Source organism: Labilithrix sp. (genome assembly GCA_019637155.1).
Lineage (GTDB): Bacteria > Myxococcota_A > Polyangia > Polyangiales > Polyangiaceae > Labilithrix.
The window spans coordinates 196,805-214,448 of record JAHBWE010000002.1; the positions used below are offsets into that span (position 1 = coordinate 196,805).

A 17,644-nucleotide genomic window follows, 5' to 3' on the forward strand; every position below is an offset into this window, starting at 1 on the left:
GCGATCCATGCGCGAGGCGTATCGCACACTTACCCCATCGGCTTGGCTCGATCTGGATCCCGATGACCCCACGCCGCGCGCGCGAGCTCCTCGAACGTGTCTCCCCCGCGCTGGGGTCGTTGAAGTCGAAGGGAAATCTCCTCGACGAGATCGCGTGGCCGCGCGCGGTGGAGGAGGAGTTCTTCGCCTCGAAGTGCACGCGCCTGCCGCGGCCGAAGTACGCGGTCGACCGCGACGCGCTCGAAGACGAGGACCGCCGCCTCGGCGCGCTCGCGGGCTCGATCGAGGGCGACGAGCCGATCCCGGCCTTCCTCCGCAGCGCGGTTCGCTCCGCCGTCGATCGCAACCGCCTCCTCCTCGCGATCGGGACGAAGGCGTTCGGCGACGTCTCGCGCGAGATCTACGGCGGCGCGCGGACCGCGTTCTGGGACGGACCGACCAACCTCGATCTCGCGAACCACCTCCTCGATCGGCTGAAGGTCACGGGCTGGGACGAGGCGAAGGACCGCGCCGCGAAGAAGATGGGCGCGGAGGAGCTCGCGGCGTACCTCGGCGCGCGCATCGCGCAGCATCGACCGAAGATCGACGTCGACGTGCTCCTCGACGAGCGCTGCACCTCGAAGGCGATCGCGGGGATGACGCGCGTGCGCATCCGTCCCGACGCGACGTTCGAGCCGTGGGAGGCGGAGGCCCTCTACGTCCACGAGGTCGAGACGCACGCCTTCACCGCGCAGAACGGCGCCGCGCAGGAGCTCGCTCCGTTCCTCCGCGCCGGCGGCCCGCGCACGACGCCGACGCAGGAGGGCCTCGCCGTGTTCGCGGAGCTGCACCATCACGCGCTCGCGATCCCGCGCCTCGAGCGCCTCGCGCAGCGCGTGAAGATGGTGGAGATGGCGGAGGACGGCGCGAGCTTCATCGATCTCCATCGCTGGCTCGTCGATCGCGGCGCGACCCCGCGCGACGCGTACCTCGACGCGGTCCGCATCTGTCGCGGCGGCCTCCCCGAGGGCGGCGCGCCGTTCACGAAGGACGCGTGTTACGTCGCCGGCTTGCTCCAGGTCTACGCGTTCCTCGCCTCGTTCGTGCGCGGCGGCTTCCGCGACGAGATCGAGATGCTCGTCGCCGGCCGCATCGCGCTCGACGACGTCGTCGCGCTGGTGGAGCTCCGCGCGCACGGGCTCCTCGCGCGCCCGCGCCACCGCCCGACGTGGCTCACGCGCTGGTCGACGCTCCTGCCCTACTTCGCGTTCACGTCGTTCCTCGAGTCGGTCGGCCTCGGCGCGGTGGAGAAGCACTACGAGGAGCTCATCGCCCTCGCCCGCGCGGCGCGCCCGGCTCGCGCTTAACGCGGCTCGTCGGCGATCTCGATGTCGAAGTGCACGGAGCCGCCGTCGACGGTCGTGACCACGACGTTCACGTCGTGGGTCTTGCCTTCGAAGGGGACCGCGCACGTCATCGTCGCGCCGACCTTCGCCTCGAGCGCGCGGGGGCACGTGATCGCCGGCGACGGCTTGCCGGTCTGCTTCGCGAGCTCTCCCATCGAGATCTTCTCGACGTCTTCCTTCTTCACCTTCGCGTCACCGCAGGCGACGAGGAGGGCGCCGAGCACCGGCCCCGCGAGGCGGAACGACATGGGAGGAGCGTAGCCCGTGGTAACGTCGAGACCGTGGGCTTTCTCTTGCGATCGTCGACCGCCGCGTTCGGCGGCGCGGGGCTCGTCCTCGCGTACGCGTGCAGCAACGGCTCGCCCGCGAGCGCGCCGAACGACGACCCATCGGCGTCGAGCACGAGACGAGCTCGGGCGGCGCGGGATCGGGCGACGCCGCGATCGACTTCACGGCCGCCGACGATCTCGCGCGCGCGAACTGCGATCGCGTCCTCGCGTGCGCGCCCGGCGCGTTCCGCAACCGCTACAACTCGCGCGAGCGCTGCTTCGACGACACGAGCACGTCGTATCGCGCCGTCCTCGGCTGGCCGAAGGTGGGCGACGTCGCGAGCCAGCTGTCGCGCTGCGCCGACGCGATTCGCCGCGTCCAGTGCGACTACGACCCCGCGATGCCGGAGTGCACCTTCACCGGCGAGCTCGACGACGGCGCGCCGTGCGGGAACGGCGCGCAGTGCCGGAGCGGCGTGTGCAAGCGCGCGATCGGCCAGTGCGGGACCTGCGCGCAGCCGGCGCAGGCGGGCGAGAGCTGCGACGACGAGCGGCCCTGCACGCGCGGGCTCGTCGCCCAGCGCGCGGGAGACGGCGGGACCGGCGCGTGCACGTGTGTGGTGCCGCCGCGCGAGGACCAACCCTGCACGACCACGTGCGCGGTCGGGCTGCGGTGCGCGAACCGCGTCTGCAAGAAGCCGCTGCCGAAGGGCTCGCCGTGCACGACGTCGAACGCGTGCGACGTCGACAAGGACCAGTACTGCAGGAGCGGGCTCTGCTCCGACGTGCCGCGCGTCCCGCTCGGCCAGGCCTGTCACGGCGACGCGGGGTGCCTCGACTCGCAGTGCGAGAGCGGGACCTGCGTCGCGTGGGGCGTCGCGGGCGACGGCTGCAGCGACGACATCGGGTGCCGCTTCGGCCTCGACTGCGTGCCGACCGGCGCGACGACGGGCGTGACCGGGATCTGCACGAAGCGCGATCCCGGTCGCTGCGTCACGCCGTAGTCACTCCTCGTCGCGCGGCGGCGTGCGGGGCTCGGCCGCGACCTCGATGTCGAAGCTCGTGTCGGAGCCGTCGACCTCGGTGACCGTCATCGTGACGTCGTGCGGCTTGCCGTCGATGAGGATCCAGCACACCGCTTGCGCGCCGACGCGGGCGTCGAGCGCTTCGTAACAATGCACGGCCGGGGCGCGCTTGCCCTTCGTCGAGAGCTGCTTCTGCGCGATCTTCTCGAGGTCCCACGACGGCACCTCGCGCTCGCGCTTCGATCCGCACGCGGCGAGCACGAAGAAGAGGAGGAGCGCGGCGCGCTTCACGGCAGGGCTTCGTCGAAGTGAACGCACCAGTTCCACAGGTTGTATCCTGCCCGCGACTTCGTCGCATCCGAGTCGCGCAGGTTGCCGCGCGCGCCGGTGGTGGGGCCGCCGTTCGCGGCCGGCGTGCCGGTGAACGCGTAGCGGAGGCGGCGGTTCTGGCCGGTCGGCTCCGCGGCGAGGAGGAGCGTCACCGTGTCGGGCGCGGTCACGTCGACGCTCTCGATGTTGGGCGGCGGCGCGCCGTCCTGCGCGATCTCGAAGCCGTAGTCGGCGGGGTTCTGCACCGTCACGTCGTCGAGGACGAGCGGCGGCGAGGGCACGAGGAACTTCACCGTGATCGTCTTGCCAGCGCGCGTGACCGCGATCGGCCGCAGCGGCTCCCACCTCTTTCCTTCGAGGACGATGCGGCGATAGACCTTCGCGTAGTCCTCGCCCATGTGGCGGTAGCCCTCGTTCGTGAGGTGCACGCCGTCGCTCACGTAGGGGAGGTGGTACTTGGGGCCGACGAGCACGCTCTTGCCGTTGCTCGCGACGTGGACCGCGAGCTGATCGATCGGGATGCGCGACACCGCCGAGCCGCCGGCGCCGCCGAGCTTCGTGAAGCTGCTCATCTGCGTGTGGAGCATCGGGATCGGCTCGGACTGACCCGTGATCGCCTTCACGTCGGCCTCGTAGTCGGCCTGCCACTCCGTGATGTCCGCCTGGTAGGTGAGGCTCTTCAGGTTGTGATCCGTCTCGCCGTGCACGTTCGTGACCGCGCGCACGACGTGCGTCTTGCCGAGGCTCTTCGCGAGGTCGGCGGCGATCTTCACCTGCGCGACGCCGTTCGCGTACGGCGTCGTGCCCTTCTTGAGCTGCGCGTACGAGAAGCCGCCGACGCCGTGGACGGTGACGAGGAGGTCGTGGTCGCCGAGCTTCGCCTCGTCCGCCGCGATCTGCGTGACGAGGTTCGCGAACGCGGAGGACATCGTCTCGACCGTGGTCTCCACCAGCGGCGCGAACGCGTCGGCCTCGAGCTTCAGGTTCGCGAACGGCTGCGTGGTCGAGAGCGGCGGCGTTCCGCGCGCGCCGACGGAGAGGCTCTGTCCGGTGGAGAGCACGTGGTTGACGTCGTACGCCTTGAACGGCACGCCGGCGTCGATGGGTCCGGCGTCGGACGGCTCGCCGTCGTCGTCGTCGTCCGCGGGAGGCGTGAGGTCTCCGCTCGAGGAGCTCGAGGAGCTGGCGTTGCCGCCGTCGGGTTGCGCGGCGGGCGGCGATTCGTCCTCCGTGCATGCGAAGAACATGGCGAGGCCGAGGACCGCCGCCGACGCGAGCCCATAGCGCATGGTCTTCAGGATACCATCGCGCGATGCCGCTCTCGCCCGAAGCCTTCGTCGCCGAGCTCGACGCCCAGAACCAGGCCGCGCTGGCGCGGATCGGCGCGGCCGCAGCGGCGGGGGAGGCGGGGCCGGAGCTCACGGTGGCGAAGCTCCTCGGGCTCGCGCTGAAGAACGAGCTCGAGGCGACGGAGTGCGCGGCGGCGTGGATCCCGTCGACGCCGGAGGTCTCGGTGAAGCTCGCCCTCGCGCGCCAGGCCGGCGACGAGGCGAAGCACTATCGCCTGATCGAGAAGCGGCTCGCGGCGCTCGGCGTCGACACGTCGAAGATCGATCCGCTCGCGAGCGGCCGGAGCCCGCTCCTGACGTGGCTCGTCGGCCTCGAGGGCACCGTCGCGCGCGTCGCGGCGGGCCAGTTCACGCGCGAGGCCCTCGCGCTGGTGCGGAACGCGGAGTTCATCCGCTTCTGCTACGCCGAGGGCGACTCCGAGACGGCGCGCCTCTACGAAGGCACGATCCAGCCCGACGAGGAGCACCACCATCAGCTCGGCCGCAAGCTCCTCCTCGAGCTCGCGACGACGGACGACGCCCAAGCCGCCGCCCGCGCCGCGAGCACCAAGGTCCTCGCGATGGCGGAGGAGCTGCAGGAGATCGCGCGCCTGAAGCTCGGGATCACGCGCGCGCCGGGGTGTTGAGCGCGCCGTCGTGGCCCCTCAGCCGTGGCCGCCCTTGACCGCTTCGATGCGGGCGAGGAGGAGCTCCTGGTGGAGCTTCAGCGCGCGGGGCATCGCGGCGCCGATGTTCTCGAAGAACTCGCCGTACGATTTCACCTCGCCCTCCCACTCGTCGAGATCGATGTGCGTCGCCTCGTCGACCTTCTCGTGCGGGATGTCGAGGCCGGAGAGATCGAGGTCGCCTGCCTTCGGGACCCAGCCGAAGATCGTCTCCTGGCCGCCGACGCGGAGGCGCGCGCGGTCGACGATCCACTTCAGCACGCGCATGTTCTCGCCGAAGCCCGGCCAGAGGAACTTGCCGTCCTTGCCCTTGCGGAACCAGTTCACGAGGAAGAACTTCGGCGGCTGCGTCAGCGCGGACTGCATCCGCAGCCAGTGCTGGAAGTACTCGCCCATGTTGTAGCCGCAGAAGGGGAGCATCGCGAACGGGTCGCGCCGCACGACGCCGACCTTGCCCGTCGCCGCGGCGGTGGTCTCGGAGCCGAGCGTCGCGCCCATGAATACGCCGTGCATCCAGGAGAACGCCTGCATGACGAGCGGGATCGTCGTCGCGCGGCGGCCGCCCATGATGATCGCGCTGATCGGGACGCCGGCGGGATCGTCGTAGAAGCGCGAGAGGCACGGGTTGTTCGTCGCCGGCGCGGTGAAGCGCGAGTTCGGGTGCGCCGCCTTCTCCGTCGACTTCGGGCTCCACGGGTTGCCCTTCCAGTCGATGAGCTCCGGCGGAACGGGGCCGTCCTTGCCCTCCCACCAGACGTCGCCGTCCGGCGTGCGCGCGACGTTCGTGAAGATCGTGTCCTTCATGATCGTCTTCATCGCGTTCGGGTTCGAGTCGTAGCTCGTGCCCGGCGCGACGCCGAAGTACCCGAACTCGGGGTTCACGGCGTAGAGGCGGCCGTCCTCGCCGACGCGCATCCACGCGATGTCGTCGCCGACGGTCCAGATCTTCCAGCCCTTGAAGCGCTTGGGCGGGATCATCATCGCGAAGTTCGTCTTGCCGCACGCGCTCGGGAACGCGGCCGCGACGTACGTCATCTCGCCCTCGGGCGACTCGACGCCGAGGATGAGCATGTGCTCCGCGAGCCAGCCCTCCTGCTTGCCGAGGTAGCTGCCGATGCGGAGCGCGAGGCACTTCTTGCCGAGGAGCACGTTGCCGCCGTAGCCCGAGCCGACCGACCAGATCGTGTTGTCCTGCGGGAAGTGGCAGATGAAGCGGCGCTCCGGGTTGCAGTCGAGCACCGAGTGGAGGCCCCGGTTGAAGTCCTCGCTCTTGGGGCCGAGCATGTCCATCGCCGCTTTGCCCATCCGCGTCATGATCCGCATGTTGAGCGCGACGTAGATGCTGTCGGTCAGCTCGACGCCGATCTTCGACATCGGCGAGCCGATCGGGCCCATGCAGTACGGGATGACGTACATCGTGCGGCCCTTCATCGAGCCGTCGAAGAGACCGCCGAGCTTCTTGTACGCCTCGTCCGGCGCCATCCAGTTGTTGGTCGGGCCGGCCTCGTCCTTCGTCGGCGTGCAGATGAAGGTGAGCTGCTCGACGCGCGCGACGTCGTTCGGGTTCGAGCGGTGGAGGTAGCAGCCGGGGAGCTTGTCGTGGTTGAGCGGCTCGATGATCTTCTGCTCGACCGCCTCCGCCGTGAGGCGCTCCTTCTCGGCCTCGGAGCCGTCGCACCACACGATGCGGTCCGGCTTCGTCATCGCGGCCATGTCGGCGACCCACTTGAGGACGTGCGGGTTCTTCGTGAGAGGCTTGCCGGTCGTATCGATCGGCGGACGCGATGGGGTGGCGGTGCTGACGCTCATACCGCCGTCCTTACCGCAGGTTGGCGTGTTTGTCATCGCTGCGAGGACCTGCGTCAATCGTCGCGGCGGTCCTCGCGGTCGAGCCTTGCTCCTCCTCCTCTTCCTCCACGTCCGCGCCGCCATGCGGGCGCGTCTTTGCGCTATGACGGAGCGCTCATGGACGCGACGACGATCATCCTCTCGGGCCCCGGCAAGAACTCGCTCTCGACCGCGCTGATGCAGCGCGCGCTCGAGCAGGTCCGCGCGGCGAAGGACGCGCCGATCTTCCTGACCGGCGACGGCGACGCGTTCTCGGCCGGCCTGAACTTGAAGGAGGTCTCGACCCTCGACGTGGCGGGGATGACGACGTTCCTCACCGCGCTCGAGGAGCTCGTGAAGGCGCTCTACGAGCACCCCGCGCCGGTGGTGGCGTGGGTGAACGGCCACGCGATCGCGGGCGGCTGCGTCCTCGCGCTCTGCTGCGACGTGCGCGTGATGACGGCGCGGGAGGACGCGCGCATCGGGCTCAACGAGGTCGCGCTCGGGCTCCGCTTCCCGCCGCTCACGTTCGCGATGGCGCGCGCGCGCCTCACCGCCCCGAACCTCGAGCGCGTGCTCCTCGAGTCGGCGCTGTATCCGGCGAGCGAGGCGCGCCACCTCGGCCTCGTCGACGTGATCGGCGAGGAGGCGCAGGCGCGCGCGATCCTGGCGACGATGGCCTCGCACCCGCGCGACATCTACGCCGCGACGAAGCTGCTCCTCCGGCCGCGCCTCGACGTCTCGGACGCCGACCGCCGCCGCTTCGCCGACGACACGATCCCGTACTGGGCGAGCCCCGAGCGCCGCGCCGCGATGCTCGCCGTCCTCGAGAAGCGCAAGGCCTGAGAGGCTGCGCCGCCCGCGGCGCCGTCGGCGGCGGCGAAGCGCGAGCCCTTCGATCGGGCGCCGCTGACGTCGTTCTGGGAGCAGACCGCCTTCCACGTGCCGCGGCCGAACGCGGCCGCCGGGCGCTTCGAGCTCGCGCCGGATTAGCGCGCCAGCCGCTGGACGCGCGCGCGCGCGATCGGGCTCGAGACGATGTCGTGGAGGCGCAGGAACGTGAGCTCGTCGTAGTGGCTCCAGCGCGCGGCGTTCTCGATGCGGTCCCAACCCTCGTGCCCGTGGAGGCCGCCGGCGAGCGCGTTCTCGCCGCCGATCGGGACGCCGCGGCGATGGGCGAGGTCGGCGACCCAGAACACGAGCGCCTCCGCCATCGACGCGACGGCGGGGCCGCCCTCGCCGTTGCCCTTCTCGAGGCAGGTGTACTCGAGCGCGACGTTCGGACGATCGGGGCGCGCGCGCAGCGCGGCGAGCATCTCGACGAGCGGCGCGTAGCCGTGGCCGCGCTCGTCGCTCGTCCAGTCCGCGGCGTCGCCGGTCGAGACGAGCCCCGCCGCGAGCTCCGCCCGGCGATCGCTCCCCGCGCGCCAGTGGACGCCGGGCACGCGCGGAGAGCCGCGTCCCGCGGAACGGCGAGGACTGGAACACGTCCGCCGCCGCGCCGAGCACGAGGCGACCGTGCTCGAGCAGGCTCGCGCGGTACCAGCGTTCCTCAAATAGCGGCCCGCGTCTCGCGCGCCGCGATCTCGACCTCCTGCACCACCGCGCGCTCGTCGCCGACGCCGCCGTAGCGGAAGGCGGCGTAGGCGGCGACCGCGGCGGCGGCGACGGGAGGGACGCGCGCGGCGAAGGACTCGAGCGGCTCGGAGGGATCGCGCGCGAACCCCGCCTCTTCGAGCGCGCGGAGGAGCGTCTCGAAGCACGGGAGCGGCCGCTCCATCGCGCGCGCGGCGCGCACGCGGCGCGGGCGACGCAACCAATTGGTTGCCTGTCGAATCGCGAGGAGCACGACGACGAGCGCGCCGAGCCCGGCGGCGTATCCGAGCGGTCCGATCTCGGCGAGGCGATCGAGGGCGAGGTCCCAGAGGTCGCCGGCGTGATCGAGGAAGCCCCGGCGCAGGGGCGCGTCGCTCCCCGGCGTCGGATCGAAGGCGTGCCACGCGCCGTCGTACCAGGCCTCCACCCACGCGTGCGCGTTGCGATCGCGCACGACGGTCTGCCCCGTGATCGGGTTGACCTCCGAGGCGCGGTAGCCGCCGACGACGCGCGCCGGGATCCCCTGCGTGCGCGCCATCAGCACCATCGCCGACGCGAACATCTCGCAGTGACCGGCGCGGTGCACCGTCATGAAGTCGGCGATCGGGTCGACCCCCGGATCGCGCTCCACCGCGAGCGAATACTCGAACCCGCGGAACGGCTCGCGGCTCAGGGCGAGGAGCTTGTCGTGCGGCGTCGCCGCGCGCGCCGTCGCGGCGGCGGCGAGCGGCTCGATCCGATCGCGCACGTCACGCAGGACCTCGAGGTCCCGCTCGGTCGGCGGACGCGCGGCGATGGGGGCGCACCCCGCCGTCGCGAACCCGAGGCGCTGCGGGTTCGGGGCCGACCCGCGCCGGACGACGCCGAACGCGTCGACCTCCACGTCGCGATCGAAGCCGCACGCGCCGGGCGGGAGGAACCAGCGCATGTCGGCCCCGGCCGGCGCGTTGCGATCGAGCGTGATGCGCGCCGGCGCGCCGGGACGCGCGGCGCTCGTGGTGCGCTTGCCGCCTTCGCTGCTCGTGATCCAGTACGCGCCGTTGTACGTGTCGTAGACCGCGCCGCGGAGGTACTCGACGCCGGGGGCGCCCTCGATCCGCGCGACGATCGCGTTGCTCTGCAGCATCCCGCGCGTCGCGCCGAGGCGCATCGTGGTCGAGAACGCGGTCGTCTCGTCCCCGTCGACGCCGAGGATCCCGTTCACGAAGCGCTCGACGCGGAGGGCGATCGGCGTGAGGAGGAGGAGCGCGAGGACGACGATCGCTCCCGTGACGCCCCCGATCTTCACGAGCGCCGCGGCCGAGGGCGCGGGGCGCGGCTGCCCGCTCGCGCGCGCGGCCCGCAGCGAGAGGAGCGCCGCGGTGAAGAACGCCGCGACGCACGCGCCGTAGAGCCACCCGCCGGCGACCTGTCCCGCCGCCGTCACCGCCGCGATCCCGGCGACGACGCTCGCGTGCGCGCGCACGTCCCGCCGCCGGAGCGCGGCGGCGGCGACGAGCGCAGCGGCGGCGCACGCGATCGCGATCCCGCGCGAGATCGGCCCGAGCCCGCGGAGCGCGCTCATCAGCGCGACGACGGCGGCGGCGACGCTGGCGGGCAAGAAGCGCATCACCACGCGAGCGGCTCCTTCGCCACGATCGCGCGCGCGAGCTCGGCGTCGACCGGGATCGTGGTGCAGGCGAGGCCCTTGTCGTGGAGGCGCTGAGCGAGCGCGTCCTTCTGCGCCGCCTCCGGCGAGACGATCGCGAAGACGGTGGAGAGCTGGGCGAGGTGCGGCTCGAGCCGCGTGACGAGCGTGGCCGCGGAGAGCTCGGGGCCGCGCTCCACCGCGGAGAGCAGCTCGAGCGCCTGGTCGAGCCAGCCGAGGCTGCGCCCGACGGTGAGGTCGTGCACGGCGTCGCCGACGACGAGCACGTCGATGAGCGACTCGCCGCGCGACAGGTGCGCGATCACGCCGGCGGCGAGCTCGATCGCGGCCTCGAGCCGGTCCTCGTCCGCGAACCCGGTGTCGAGGACGACGCCGACGCGCGTGAAGTACTCCTGCTGGTACTCGCGCACCGCGGGGGCGCCCGTTCGCGCCCACGTGCGCGCGTGGAGATCGCGCACCGGATCGCCGGGTCGGTACGGCCGCACGCCGAGGAGGTCCATCGACTCGCCCGCCTTCGACGCGAGCGCCACGCCGCCGGGCTGATGTCGCGTCGCGATCGCGAGCGGGAGCCGCGTGACGTTCGCGATGCGGGGGACGATCCACACCTTCGCGCCGTCGCTCTCGCGCCGCGGCCCACACGCGAGCCCGAGCGGCGCGATCGCGGCGGCGGTGAACGGATCGAGGTGATGCACGCCGCGCGCGACGAACCGCGCCTGCATCGTCGCGGTGGCGCTCTCGCCGTCGCGGAGCACCATCTCCTCCGGCGGAGGTCCGGTCCACGTGCCGTCCCAGGGCAAGAACGGCCCGCGCACGCGCGCCGCGACGGCGGCGCCGGCCTCGCGGCGGCAGGTCACGGTGAAGACGACCTCCTCGCCGATCGTGACGCGGCGCGGAGCGGAGACGTGGACGGTGGTGCGATCGAGGACGAGCGCGCGCGCGGCGACGAGCGAGCCGGCGAGCAACCCGAAGAGGACGGCCGCGACGAAGTACGCCGTGGTCCGCTGCACGTCGATCGCGACCGCGGCCGCGAGCGGGAGCACGACGAAGAGCGTGCGGCCCTCGTCCGTGAGCGAGCCCCAGACCCAGAACGCCGGCGCGAGCACGCGGCCGAGGAGCGAGGCGCGGACGCGATCGCGCGCGCCCTTCGTCTTCGGGATCAGGATGTGATTGAGCCGCGCCCACTTGACCGAGCTCGGCAGGACGCGATCGGCCGGCCGCGCGCTCACGTCGGCACGCGGACCTCGCGCGTGACCTTCGCGAGGACCTCCTCCGCCGACGCGCCGCCGTAGCGCGCCTCGGTCGTGAGCTGGACGCGATGCGCGAGGACGGGACCGGCGAGGGCGTGCACGTCGTCGGGGCTCACGTAGCTCCGGCCGCGCAGGTACGCGCGCGCCTGCGACGCGCGGAAGAACGCGAGCGCGCCGCGCGGGCTGATCCCGCGCTCGATCGGGGTCGCCTTCCGCGTCTGCGCGACGATCTCGAGGAGGTACTTCGCGACCGCCTCCTTCACCTCGACCTCGCGGACCGCGGTCTGGAGAAGGACGATCGCCGCTTCGTCGCAGACCGGCTCGACGGCCGCGAGCGGGTCCGCGGTGCGCCGCGCGTAGAGCATCGCCAGCTCCGCCTCCGCCGACGGGTACCCGACCCCGATCCGGAGGAGGAAGCGATCGAGCTGCGCTTCGGGGAGGGGATACGTGCCCTGGTAGTCGGAGGGGTTCTGCGTCGCGATGACGAAGAAGGGCCGCGGCAGCGGACGCGTGACGCCGTCCACCGTCGCGGTCGCTTCGTTCATCGCCTCGAGGAGCGCCGACTGCGTGCGCGGCGACGCGCGGTTGATCTCGTCGGCGAGGAGGACGTTCGTGAAGACGGGCCCGGGATGGAAGGAGAGCGAGCCGTCCTTCGGGTTCAGGATCTGCGAGCCGAGGATGTCGGTCGGGAGCAGATCGGGCGTGAACTGCACGCGCGTGAACTCGGCCTTCACCGCCTTCGCGAGCGCCTTCGCGAGCGTGGTCTTTCCGACGCCGGGCACGTCTTCGACGAGGACGTGCCCCGCGCCGAGGAGGCCGACGAGCAGCAGATCGATCACGTCGTCCTTTCCTGAAAGGACCCCCTGCATCGCGGCGCGGAGCCGCTCGACGACGTTTCGGTCGGCGCTCATGGGCGCCAGTAAAGCGTGGAAATGACGTGAAAAGAACGGGGAAGTTCCGAGCGCCTTGCGGTCCGCCGAGGATCGAGGGAAGGTGCGGGCGCCTATTTCCGTACATGGACCGAGGCCACTGATCCCATGCTGAGATCGACGTTCGGAATCGCGGGTGTTTTCGCAGCTTTCGCGCTCGCGGCGTGCGCGCCCGAGGGCGAGGCGCCGGCGGCCGCGGCGTCGAACGGCGTCAGCGTGGTGCCCGGGACGAGCATCGAGTCGCCGAACGCGAGCCCGGGCGCGTCCTACCTCAGCTCCCGCAACATCGAGAACCTCCGCCGGCTCGGCGCGCTCCCCGGCGTGCTCACGCAGCTCGCGCGGCGGACCGACGGCGTCCTCGGCACGAGCGAGGCCGACGGCCGGGTGAGCATCGAGGAGCTCGTCGCGCTCGAGCAGCCGGGCATGATCGAGCAGCTCGTCCACGCGGAGCGGCAGGCGCTGCCCGCGCTGTGGCGCCTCCTCGAGGTGTCGCGCGAGGCGCCGAGCGACGTGACGGTCCCCGCGCCCGACACGATCGTCGCGACCGAGGTCTCGGACGCCGCGACGGAGCCGCTCGAGCCGGCGACGATCACGATCGCGTCGCTCTCGACCGTGCTCCATCGCACTGCCGCGCGCCTCCAGTCCATCCACGACAGCGACGGCGACAAGAAGACGATCGCGAAGGCCGACGTGCAGGCCGCGCTCGCGAACCCGGCCGGCTTCCAGCCGTGGGAGATCCAGCAGCTCGAGGAGATCGAGCCGCTCTTCCTCGATCGCGCGGGGACGAAGCTCGGCGCGCGCGTCCACGTGACCGACGCGGCCCCGGTCCCGACGTTCAACTACCCGATCGTCGTGAGCTTCGGCGGCGCCTCGCTCGGGCTCGCGAAGGGCATCGAGTACGTCGAGAAGCGCGTGAAGGACACGACGAAGGGCGACCTCACGGTGTCGATCACCGGTCACGTCATCCAGCGCGTGATGGTCACGCTCACGACGCCGAACCAGATGCTCATCCTCGAGGACGGCTCCGATCGTGAGGCCTTCGTCTCCGCCGGCGTCTTCGAGACGGGCGCGGGCACGAAGACGATCGAGATCTGGGCGAACGGCGCGCGCGTCGGCAGCTACCGCGCGAAGCTCCCCGCGATCACGCCGGTCGACGCCACGATCGATCTCACGCGCTTCGCCGACTACACCTTCGTGTTCGGTCCGAACGCGACGCCGCTCAAGCGGAACAACCGCGAGACCTCGACGAGCGACGGCGGCACGAAGCTCCACGCGACCTTCACGCATACGAAGGACACCGCGTGGTATTCGGTCGACGAGAGCATCATCCGCGAGTGCGCGACGCCTCCGCTCACCGTCGCGCCCGGCCGCTACGCGCTCGGCGACGATCTCAGCCTCGATCTCTACCCGCAAGGGGTGATCACGCTCGTGCGCGCGGACGGCTGGGCGGAGCGCGCGATCTTCCGCGGCAACCAGTGGGTCCTGCCGAGCTCGTCGAACCTGCGGTTCAGCTACGACCCGAAGACGAACCAGCTCACGATCAAGTCCGCCGAGGGCGCGCCGATTTTCGCCGGCCCCCTCAAGGGCTCGATGCGCACCGGCTGAGCCCTATCCGGGCAGAGCCCCCTGCGTTGAAGACTGGATCTCGTGGCCGATCCGTCCAACACTTGCGTGTGGATGGCTCGGCTCGCGGTACTGCTCTTGCTTGGATGTGCGGCGTGCTCCGCCGCGAACGCCGCGCCGGTCCCCGCGCCCGCGTCGCCGCGTCCGGTCGCGCCCGCTCCTCCGCCGAAGGACGACGGTAAGGCGGCGCAAGGCGGCGCCGGGGGCGACGGCCACGCGGCCGCGCTCGAGCAGCTCAAGGTTGGGCCCATCGTCACCAAGCCCGACAAGCAGAGCTCGGTCCTCGTGCCGCTGCCGGACGGAGACCACTGGACGCGCGTGCGCTTCCTCACGCTGAAGAGTCTCGTCGGCTTCCGTTACGGCAAGGACCACCACGCGATCTTCGGCGGCTTCGTCACGCACGTGGACGACAACTCCGTGCAGGGTGCATGCAACAAGAGCTTCGAGCACTGGGCGCAGCCCTACATCGACGCGTTCGAGGTGGAGCTCACGCACGAGGCGCCGGTCGCGTTCGCGTGGAGCCCCGCCGCGCCGCCGAAGACGCCGAAGCAGGTCGCGATCGTCGACGTCGATCCGGTGCACGCGAAGACCGCGACCGTGCTCGCGCGCGAGTCCTACGAGGCGGCGTGGGCGGCGTACCCGGCGTGGGGGACGAGGTCGTGCCTCGTCGTCGGCGTCGCGATCCCGTCGCGCGACGAGCCCCAGCGCGCGAAGGAGGTCCGCGATCGCTTCGTCCGCGAGGTCTTCCCGAAGCTGGTGACCCCCGGCACCGAGGAGCCGAAGGACTCGTTCTGACGCCACGCGTCCCGCGGCCGGCGCCCCATTCGTTCCGCCCGCACGCGCGGGCGAACTAAGCTGCGAGGCGTGGCGGACGACGACGACGCGCGGGCGAACGGGGGGCGCGGCGTCGCGGACGGGCGGACGATCGCGCTCGTCGTCGTGGCGTCGCTCGCGTTCGCGACGAGCGGGCCGCTCGGGAAGGTCGCGGCGCCGATCGCGGCGATCGCGGTCGCGGCGCTGCGCACCGGGCTCGCCGCGATCGTCCTCGCGCTCGTCGACGTGAACGGGCTCCGCGCCTCCTTGCGGAAGCTCACGCGGCGGCAGCGCGCCGGCGTCGTCGTCGCGGGCGTGCTCCTCGGCGCCCACTTCGCGTTCTTCCTCGCCGGGCTCGCGTCGACCTCGCTCGCGGCCGCGGTCGCGCTCGTGTCGCTCGAGCCGCTCGCGGTCGTCCTCGCCGCGTTCCTCGCGTTTCGCTTGCGGCCGACGCGCCTCGAGCTGATCGGCCTCGTCGTCGCGACGCTCGGCGCGATCGTCGTCGCGTCGGGCGCCGGCGCGGGGGAGCATCGCATCGCGGGCGACCTCCTCGTCCTCGTCGCGGTCGTGCTGTTCGGCGCGTACGTCGCGTCGGCGCGCGGCCTGCGCGACGCGATGCCGGCGACGCCGTACGCGGCCGCCGTCTACGGCACGTCGTCGATCGTGCTCCTCCCGTTCGCGTTGCCGCTCCTCGTGCGCGCCGGCGTCCCCGACGCGAAGCCCGCGCTCGCGGTGCTCGGCCTCGCGCTCGTGCCCACCCTCGTCGGCCACACGATCGTGCAGCGCGCCGCGCGCACGGCGCCGCCCGCGCTCGTCGCGCTCGTGTGCCCGGGCGAGACGCTGGGCGCGATCGCGATCGGCGCGATCGTGATGGGCGCGGCGCCGAGCCCGCGTGAAGCCCTCGGCGCCGCGATCGTCCTCGCCGGCGCGACGCTCGCGATCGCGGGTCAGCGCCCGCCGCCGCGCTGACGGCCGCCGAACATGCTCGGGTCGATCTCGCCGGCGCGCAGCATGCGGCGCTCGGCGCAGAGCTCCGGCGCGTTCGCGAGGCGGTGCGCCTCTTCGGGGCCGAGCTTCTGCGCGAGGTCGTTCTCGAACGTCTTCTGCTCCGTCGCGAGCAAGAGCCCGAGCTGCTCCACCGCCGGCGTGCTGGCGCCCGCCTTCGGCGCCTCGCGCTTGCCCGCTTGCACCTCCGCGACGCGGGAGAGGGCGGCCTTCGTGTCGTCCGCGTTCGTCTTCCGCGCGGTGTTGTTGATCACGTCGATGCACTGGCTCGCGCCGACCTTCTCCGCCGCCTCCGGGCTCCCGAGCGCTTGCGCGCAGAGCGGGCGGATCGCCTCCTGCATCCGCTTGTTCGACGCGGCGTAGGCGTCCTTCAGCACGTCGACGTCGGACGGCGCGAGGCCGAGCCGATCGACCGCGCGCTCCGACGGCGTCCACGGCGTGTCGCGGATGCACGGGATGCGGACCGGCACGACGCCGCTCTCCGCCATGCGCTCCCAGTCCTCCTTCGTCATCTCGCGCCGCTCGCGCGGACCGCGGCGCCGCTCGCTTTCGCCCGCGCTCGCGGTCGCCGACGCGGTCGGCGCGGGCTGCACGCCGACGGGGCGCTCGCCGAGCTCCGCGAGGCGGCGATCGCACTCGTGGAGCGACGCGGTGAGGTTCGCGTTCGCCTTCAGGAGATCGTCGTCCTTCGCGTCCTTCTCGACCGGCTCCGCCTTCGCCGGCAAGGGCGCCTTCGGCGGGAACGCGCTCCACGCGCCGCTCGCCGCGACCCCACCCGAAAGGAACGCGACCAACCCGATCACCCACGGCTTCGCCATGGGCGGGACGATAGCGCCGGCGTCCGGTCGGCTGCGGCGGATCGGACGAGCCGCGCGACTCAGGCGCGGCCGACCGCTTCGCACAGAGCTCGGGTGTACTCCTCGGTGCCGGCGGCGCCGCCGAGATCGGCGGTGCGGACGCCGGCCTCGAAGGTCTTGAGGAGCCCCCGCTCGATCTTCTGCGCCGCGACGTGCTCGTCGATGTGATGCAGCATCATCACCGCGCTCTGGATCAGCGCGGTGGGGTTCGCGAGGCCTCGGCCCGCGATGTCGGGCGCGGTGCCGTGGACCGCCTCGAACACCGCCGCCTCGAGGCCGATGTTCGCGCCGGGCACGATGCCGAGCCCGCCGACGAGGCCCGCGCCGAGGTCGCTCAGGATGTCGCCGTAGAGGTTCTCGGTGACGATGACGTCGAGCTTGTTCGCGTTCTTCACCATCTGCATCGCGCACGCGTCGACGATGACCTCCATCGGCTCGATGCGCGGGTGCTTCATCGCGACCTTGCGGAAGCTCTCGAGCAGGAGGCCGTCGGAGAGCTTCATGATGTTGGCCTTGTGCACCACCGTGACGCGCTTCCGCCCGAGCCGCTCGGCGTAGTCGAACGCGTACTCGCAGATGCGCGTGCACGCCTTCTCGGTGATGAGCTTCAGCGACTGCGCGACGCCGGGCATGATCATCAGCTCGAGGCCGGCGTAGAGGTCCTCCGTGTTCTCGCGGACGATGACGATGTCGGTCCCCTCGAAGCGAGGCTCGATGCCGGGGAGCGAGCGGACGGGGCGGACGTTCGCGTAGAGGTCGAGCGCCTGCCGGAGCGTGACGTTGACGGAGCGGAAGCCCTTTCCGATCGGCGTGCCGATCGGGCCCTTGAGCGCGACCTTGTTGCGGCGGACCGAGTCGAGGACCTCGTCCGGCAGCGTCGTCCCGCGCTTCTCGGCGACGGCGGCGCCGGCCTCCTGCACCTCCCATTCGATCTTCACGCCGGAGGCGGCGAGGACGCGCCGCGTCGCGTCGGCGACCTCCGGCCCGATACCGTCCCCCGGAATGAGCGTGATCGTGTGCGTCATCGAGGCGACCCAGCGTACTCTCTTTCGCGCTCATGACGGAAGCGCGCGTGA

General features: G+C 72.0%; 17 protein-coding genes. 7 read left to right on the forward strand and 10 right to left on the reverse strand.

Going from position 1 to position 17,644, the window contains the following annotated elements:
• The first annotated feature begins 62 nt into the window (after positions 1–62).
• Positions 63–1,346 carry a DUF1704 domain-containing protein gene (locus KF837_04660; protein MBX3226577.1) on the forward strand — a complete coding sequence of 428 codons (1,284 nt, stop codon included), beginning with the start codon at positions 63–65 and terminating at the stop codon, positions 1,344–1,346.
• On the opposite strand, the gene KF837_04665 is transcribed toward KF837_04660, so the two are convergent.
• The gene (locus KF837_04665; protein ID MBX3226578.1) at positions 1,343–1,633 is read right to left on the reverse strand and encodes a DUF4333 domain-containing protein; all 291 of its coding nucleotides are present in this window, start codon (positions 1,631–1,633) and stop codon (positions 1,343–1,345) included. The genes KF837_04660 and KF837_04665 overlap by 4 nt on opposite strands.
• Positions 1,634–1,731: 98 nt before the next feature.
• On the opposite strand from KF837_04665, the gene KF837_04670 reads away from it, so the two are divergent.
• Positions 1,732–2,658 (forward strand): hypothetical protein, encoded by a 927-nt coding sequence (locus tag KF837_04670; protein ID MBX3226579.1) that lies wholly within the window; start codon positions 1,732–1,734, stop codon positions 2,656–2,658.
• Here KF837_04670 and KF837_04675 read toward each other — a convergent pair whose 3' ends face one another.
• Together KF837_04675 and KF837_04680 are read right to left on the reverse strand one after the other, a co-directional pair.
• Positions 2,659–2,970, reverse strand: coding sequence for a DUF4333 domain-containing protein (locus KF837_04675; protein MBX3226580.1), 312 nt, complete (start codon positions 2,968–2,970; stop codon positions 2,659–2,661). It lies immediately after the preceding gene.
• Positions 2,967–4,298 (reverse strand): hypothetical protein, encoded by a 1,332-nt coding sequence (locus KF837_04680; GenBank protein ID MBX3226581.1) that lies wholly within the window; start codon positions 4,296–4,298, stop codon positions 2,967–2,969. Before KF837_04680 ends, KF837_04675 begins: the two co-directional genes overlap by 4 nt.
• Before the next feature lie 23 nt (positions 4,299–4,321).
• On the opposite strand from KF837_04680, the gene KF837_04685 reads away from it, so the two are divergent.
• Positions 4,322–4,984 carry a ferritin-like domain-containing protein gene (locus tag KF837_04685; GenBank protein ID MBX3226582.1) on the forward strand — a complete coding sequence of 221 codons (663 nt, stop codon included), beginning with the start codon at positions 4,322–4,324 and terminating at the stop codon, positions 4,982–4,984.
• Between the two features lie 18 nt (positions 4,985–5,002).
• Here the strand turns inward: KF837_04685 and KF837_04690 are convergent, their stop codons facing one another.
• Entirely contained in the window at positions 5,003–6,832 is a 1,830-nt protein-coding gene (locus tag KF837_04690) for a phosphoenolpyruvate carboxykinase (GTP) (protein MBX3226583.1), read from the reverse strand.
• Positions 6,833–6,988: 156 nt separating this feature from the next.
• Between KF837_04690 and KF837_04695 the strand changes: the two genes are divergently transcribed.
• Positions 6,989–7,696 carry an enoyl-CoA hydratase/isomerase family protein gene (locus KF837_04695; protein MBX3226584.1) on the forward strand — a complete coding sequence of 236 codons (708 nt, stop codon included), beginning with the start codon at positions 6,989–6,991 and terminating at the stop codon, positions 7,694–7,696.
• 143 nt (positions 7,697–7,839) lie between these two features.
• Here the strand turns inward: KF837_04695 and KF837_04700 are convergent, their stop codons facing one another.
• The 4 genes from KF837_04700 to KF837_04715 form a co-directional block, all read right to left on the reverse strand.
• Positions 7,840–8,295: a family 14 glycosylhydrolase gene (locus tag KF837_04700; GenBank protein MBX3226585.1), complete on the reverse strand. Its 456-nt coding sequence runs from the start codon at positions 8,293–8,295 to the stop codon at positions 7,840–7,842.
• A gap of 107 nt (positions 8,296–8,402) precedes the next feature.
• Positions 8,403–10,058, reverse strand: a complete 1,656-nt coding sequence (locus tag KF837_04705) for a transglutaminase domain-containing protein (protein MBX3226586.1) — start codon at positions 10,056–10,058, stop codon at positions 8,403–8,405.
• On the reverse strand, positions 10,055–11,320 hold the full coding sequence (locus KF837_04710; GenBank protein MBX3226587.1) for a DUF58 domain-containing protein: 1,266 nt from the start codon (positions 11,318–11,320) through the stop codon (positions 10,055–10,057). The genes KF837_04705 and KF837_04710 overlap by 4 nt, the downstream gene beginning before the upstream one ends.
• A complete protein-coding gene (locus KF837_04715; GenBank protein ID MBX3226588.1) occupies positions 11,317–12,252 on the reverse strand; it encodes a MoxR family ATPase in 936 nt (311 codons plus the stop codon). Before KF837_04715 ends, KF837_04710 begins: the two co-directional genes overlap by 4 nt.
• A 126-nt stretch (positions 12,253–12,378) precedes the next feature.
• Between KF837_04715 and KF837_04720 the strand changes: the two genes are divergently transcribed.
• From KF837_04720 to KF837_04730, 3 genes are all read left to right on the forward strand, one after another.
• Positions 12,379–13,875, forward strand: coding sequence for a hypothetical protein (locus KF837_04720; GenBank protein ID MBX3226589.1), 1,497 nt, complete (start codon positions 12,379–12,381; stop codon positions 13,873–13,875).
• 72 nt (positions 13,876–13,947) lie between these two features.
• Positions 13,948–14,688, forward strand: coding sequence for a hypothetical protein (locus KF837_04725; protein MBX3226590.1), 741 nt, complete (start codon positions 13,948–13,950; stop codon positions 14,686–14,688).
• A 69-nt stretch (positions 14,689–14,757) separates the two neighbouring features.
• Positions 14,758–15,675: a DMT family transporter gene (locus KF837_04730; GenBank protein MBX3226591.1), complete on the forward strand. Its 918-nt coding sequence runs from the start codon at positions 14,758–14,760 to the stop codon at positions 15,673–15,675.
• Here KF837_04730 and KF837_04735 read toward each other — a convergent pair.
• Positions 15,654–16,529 (reverse strand): hypothetical protein, encoded by an 876-nt coding sequence (locus KF837_04735; GenBank protein ID MBX3226592.1) that lies wholly within the window; start codon positions 16,527–16,529, stop codon positions 15,654–15,656. The genes KF837_04730 and KF837_04735 overlap by 22 nt on opposite strands.
• A gap of 59 nt (positions 16,530–16,588) precedes the next feature.
• On the reverse strand, positions 16,589–17,593 hold the full coding sequence (locus KF837_04740; GenBank protein ID MBX3226593.1) for an NAD-dependent isocitrate dehydrogenase: 1,005 nt from the start codon (positions 17,591–17,593) through the stop codon (positions 16,589–16,591).
• Positions 17,594–17,644: the final 51 nt, after the last annotated feature.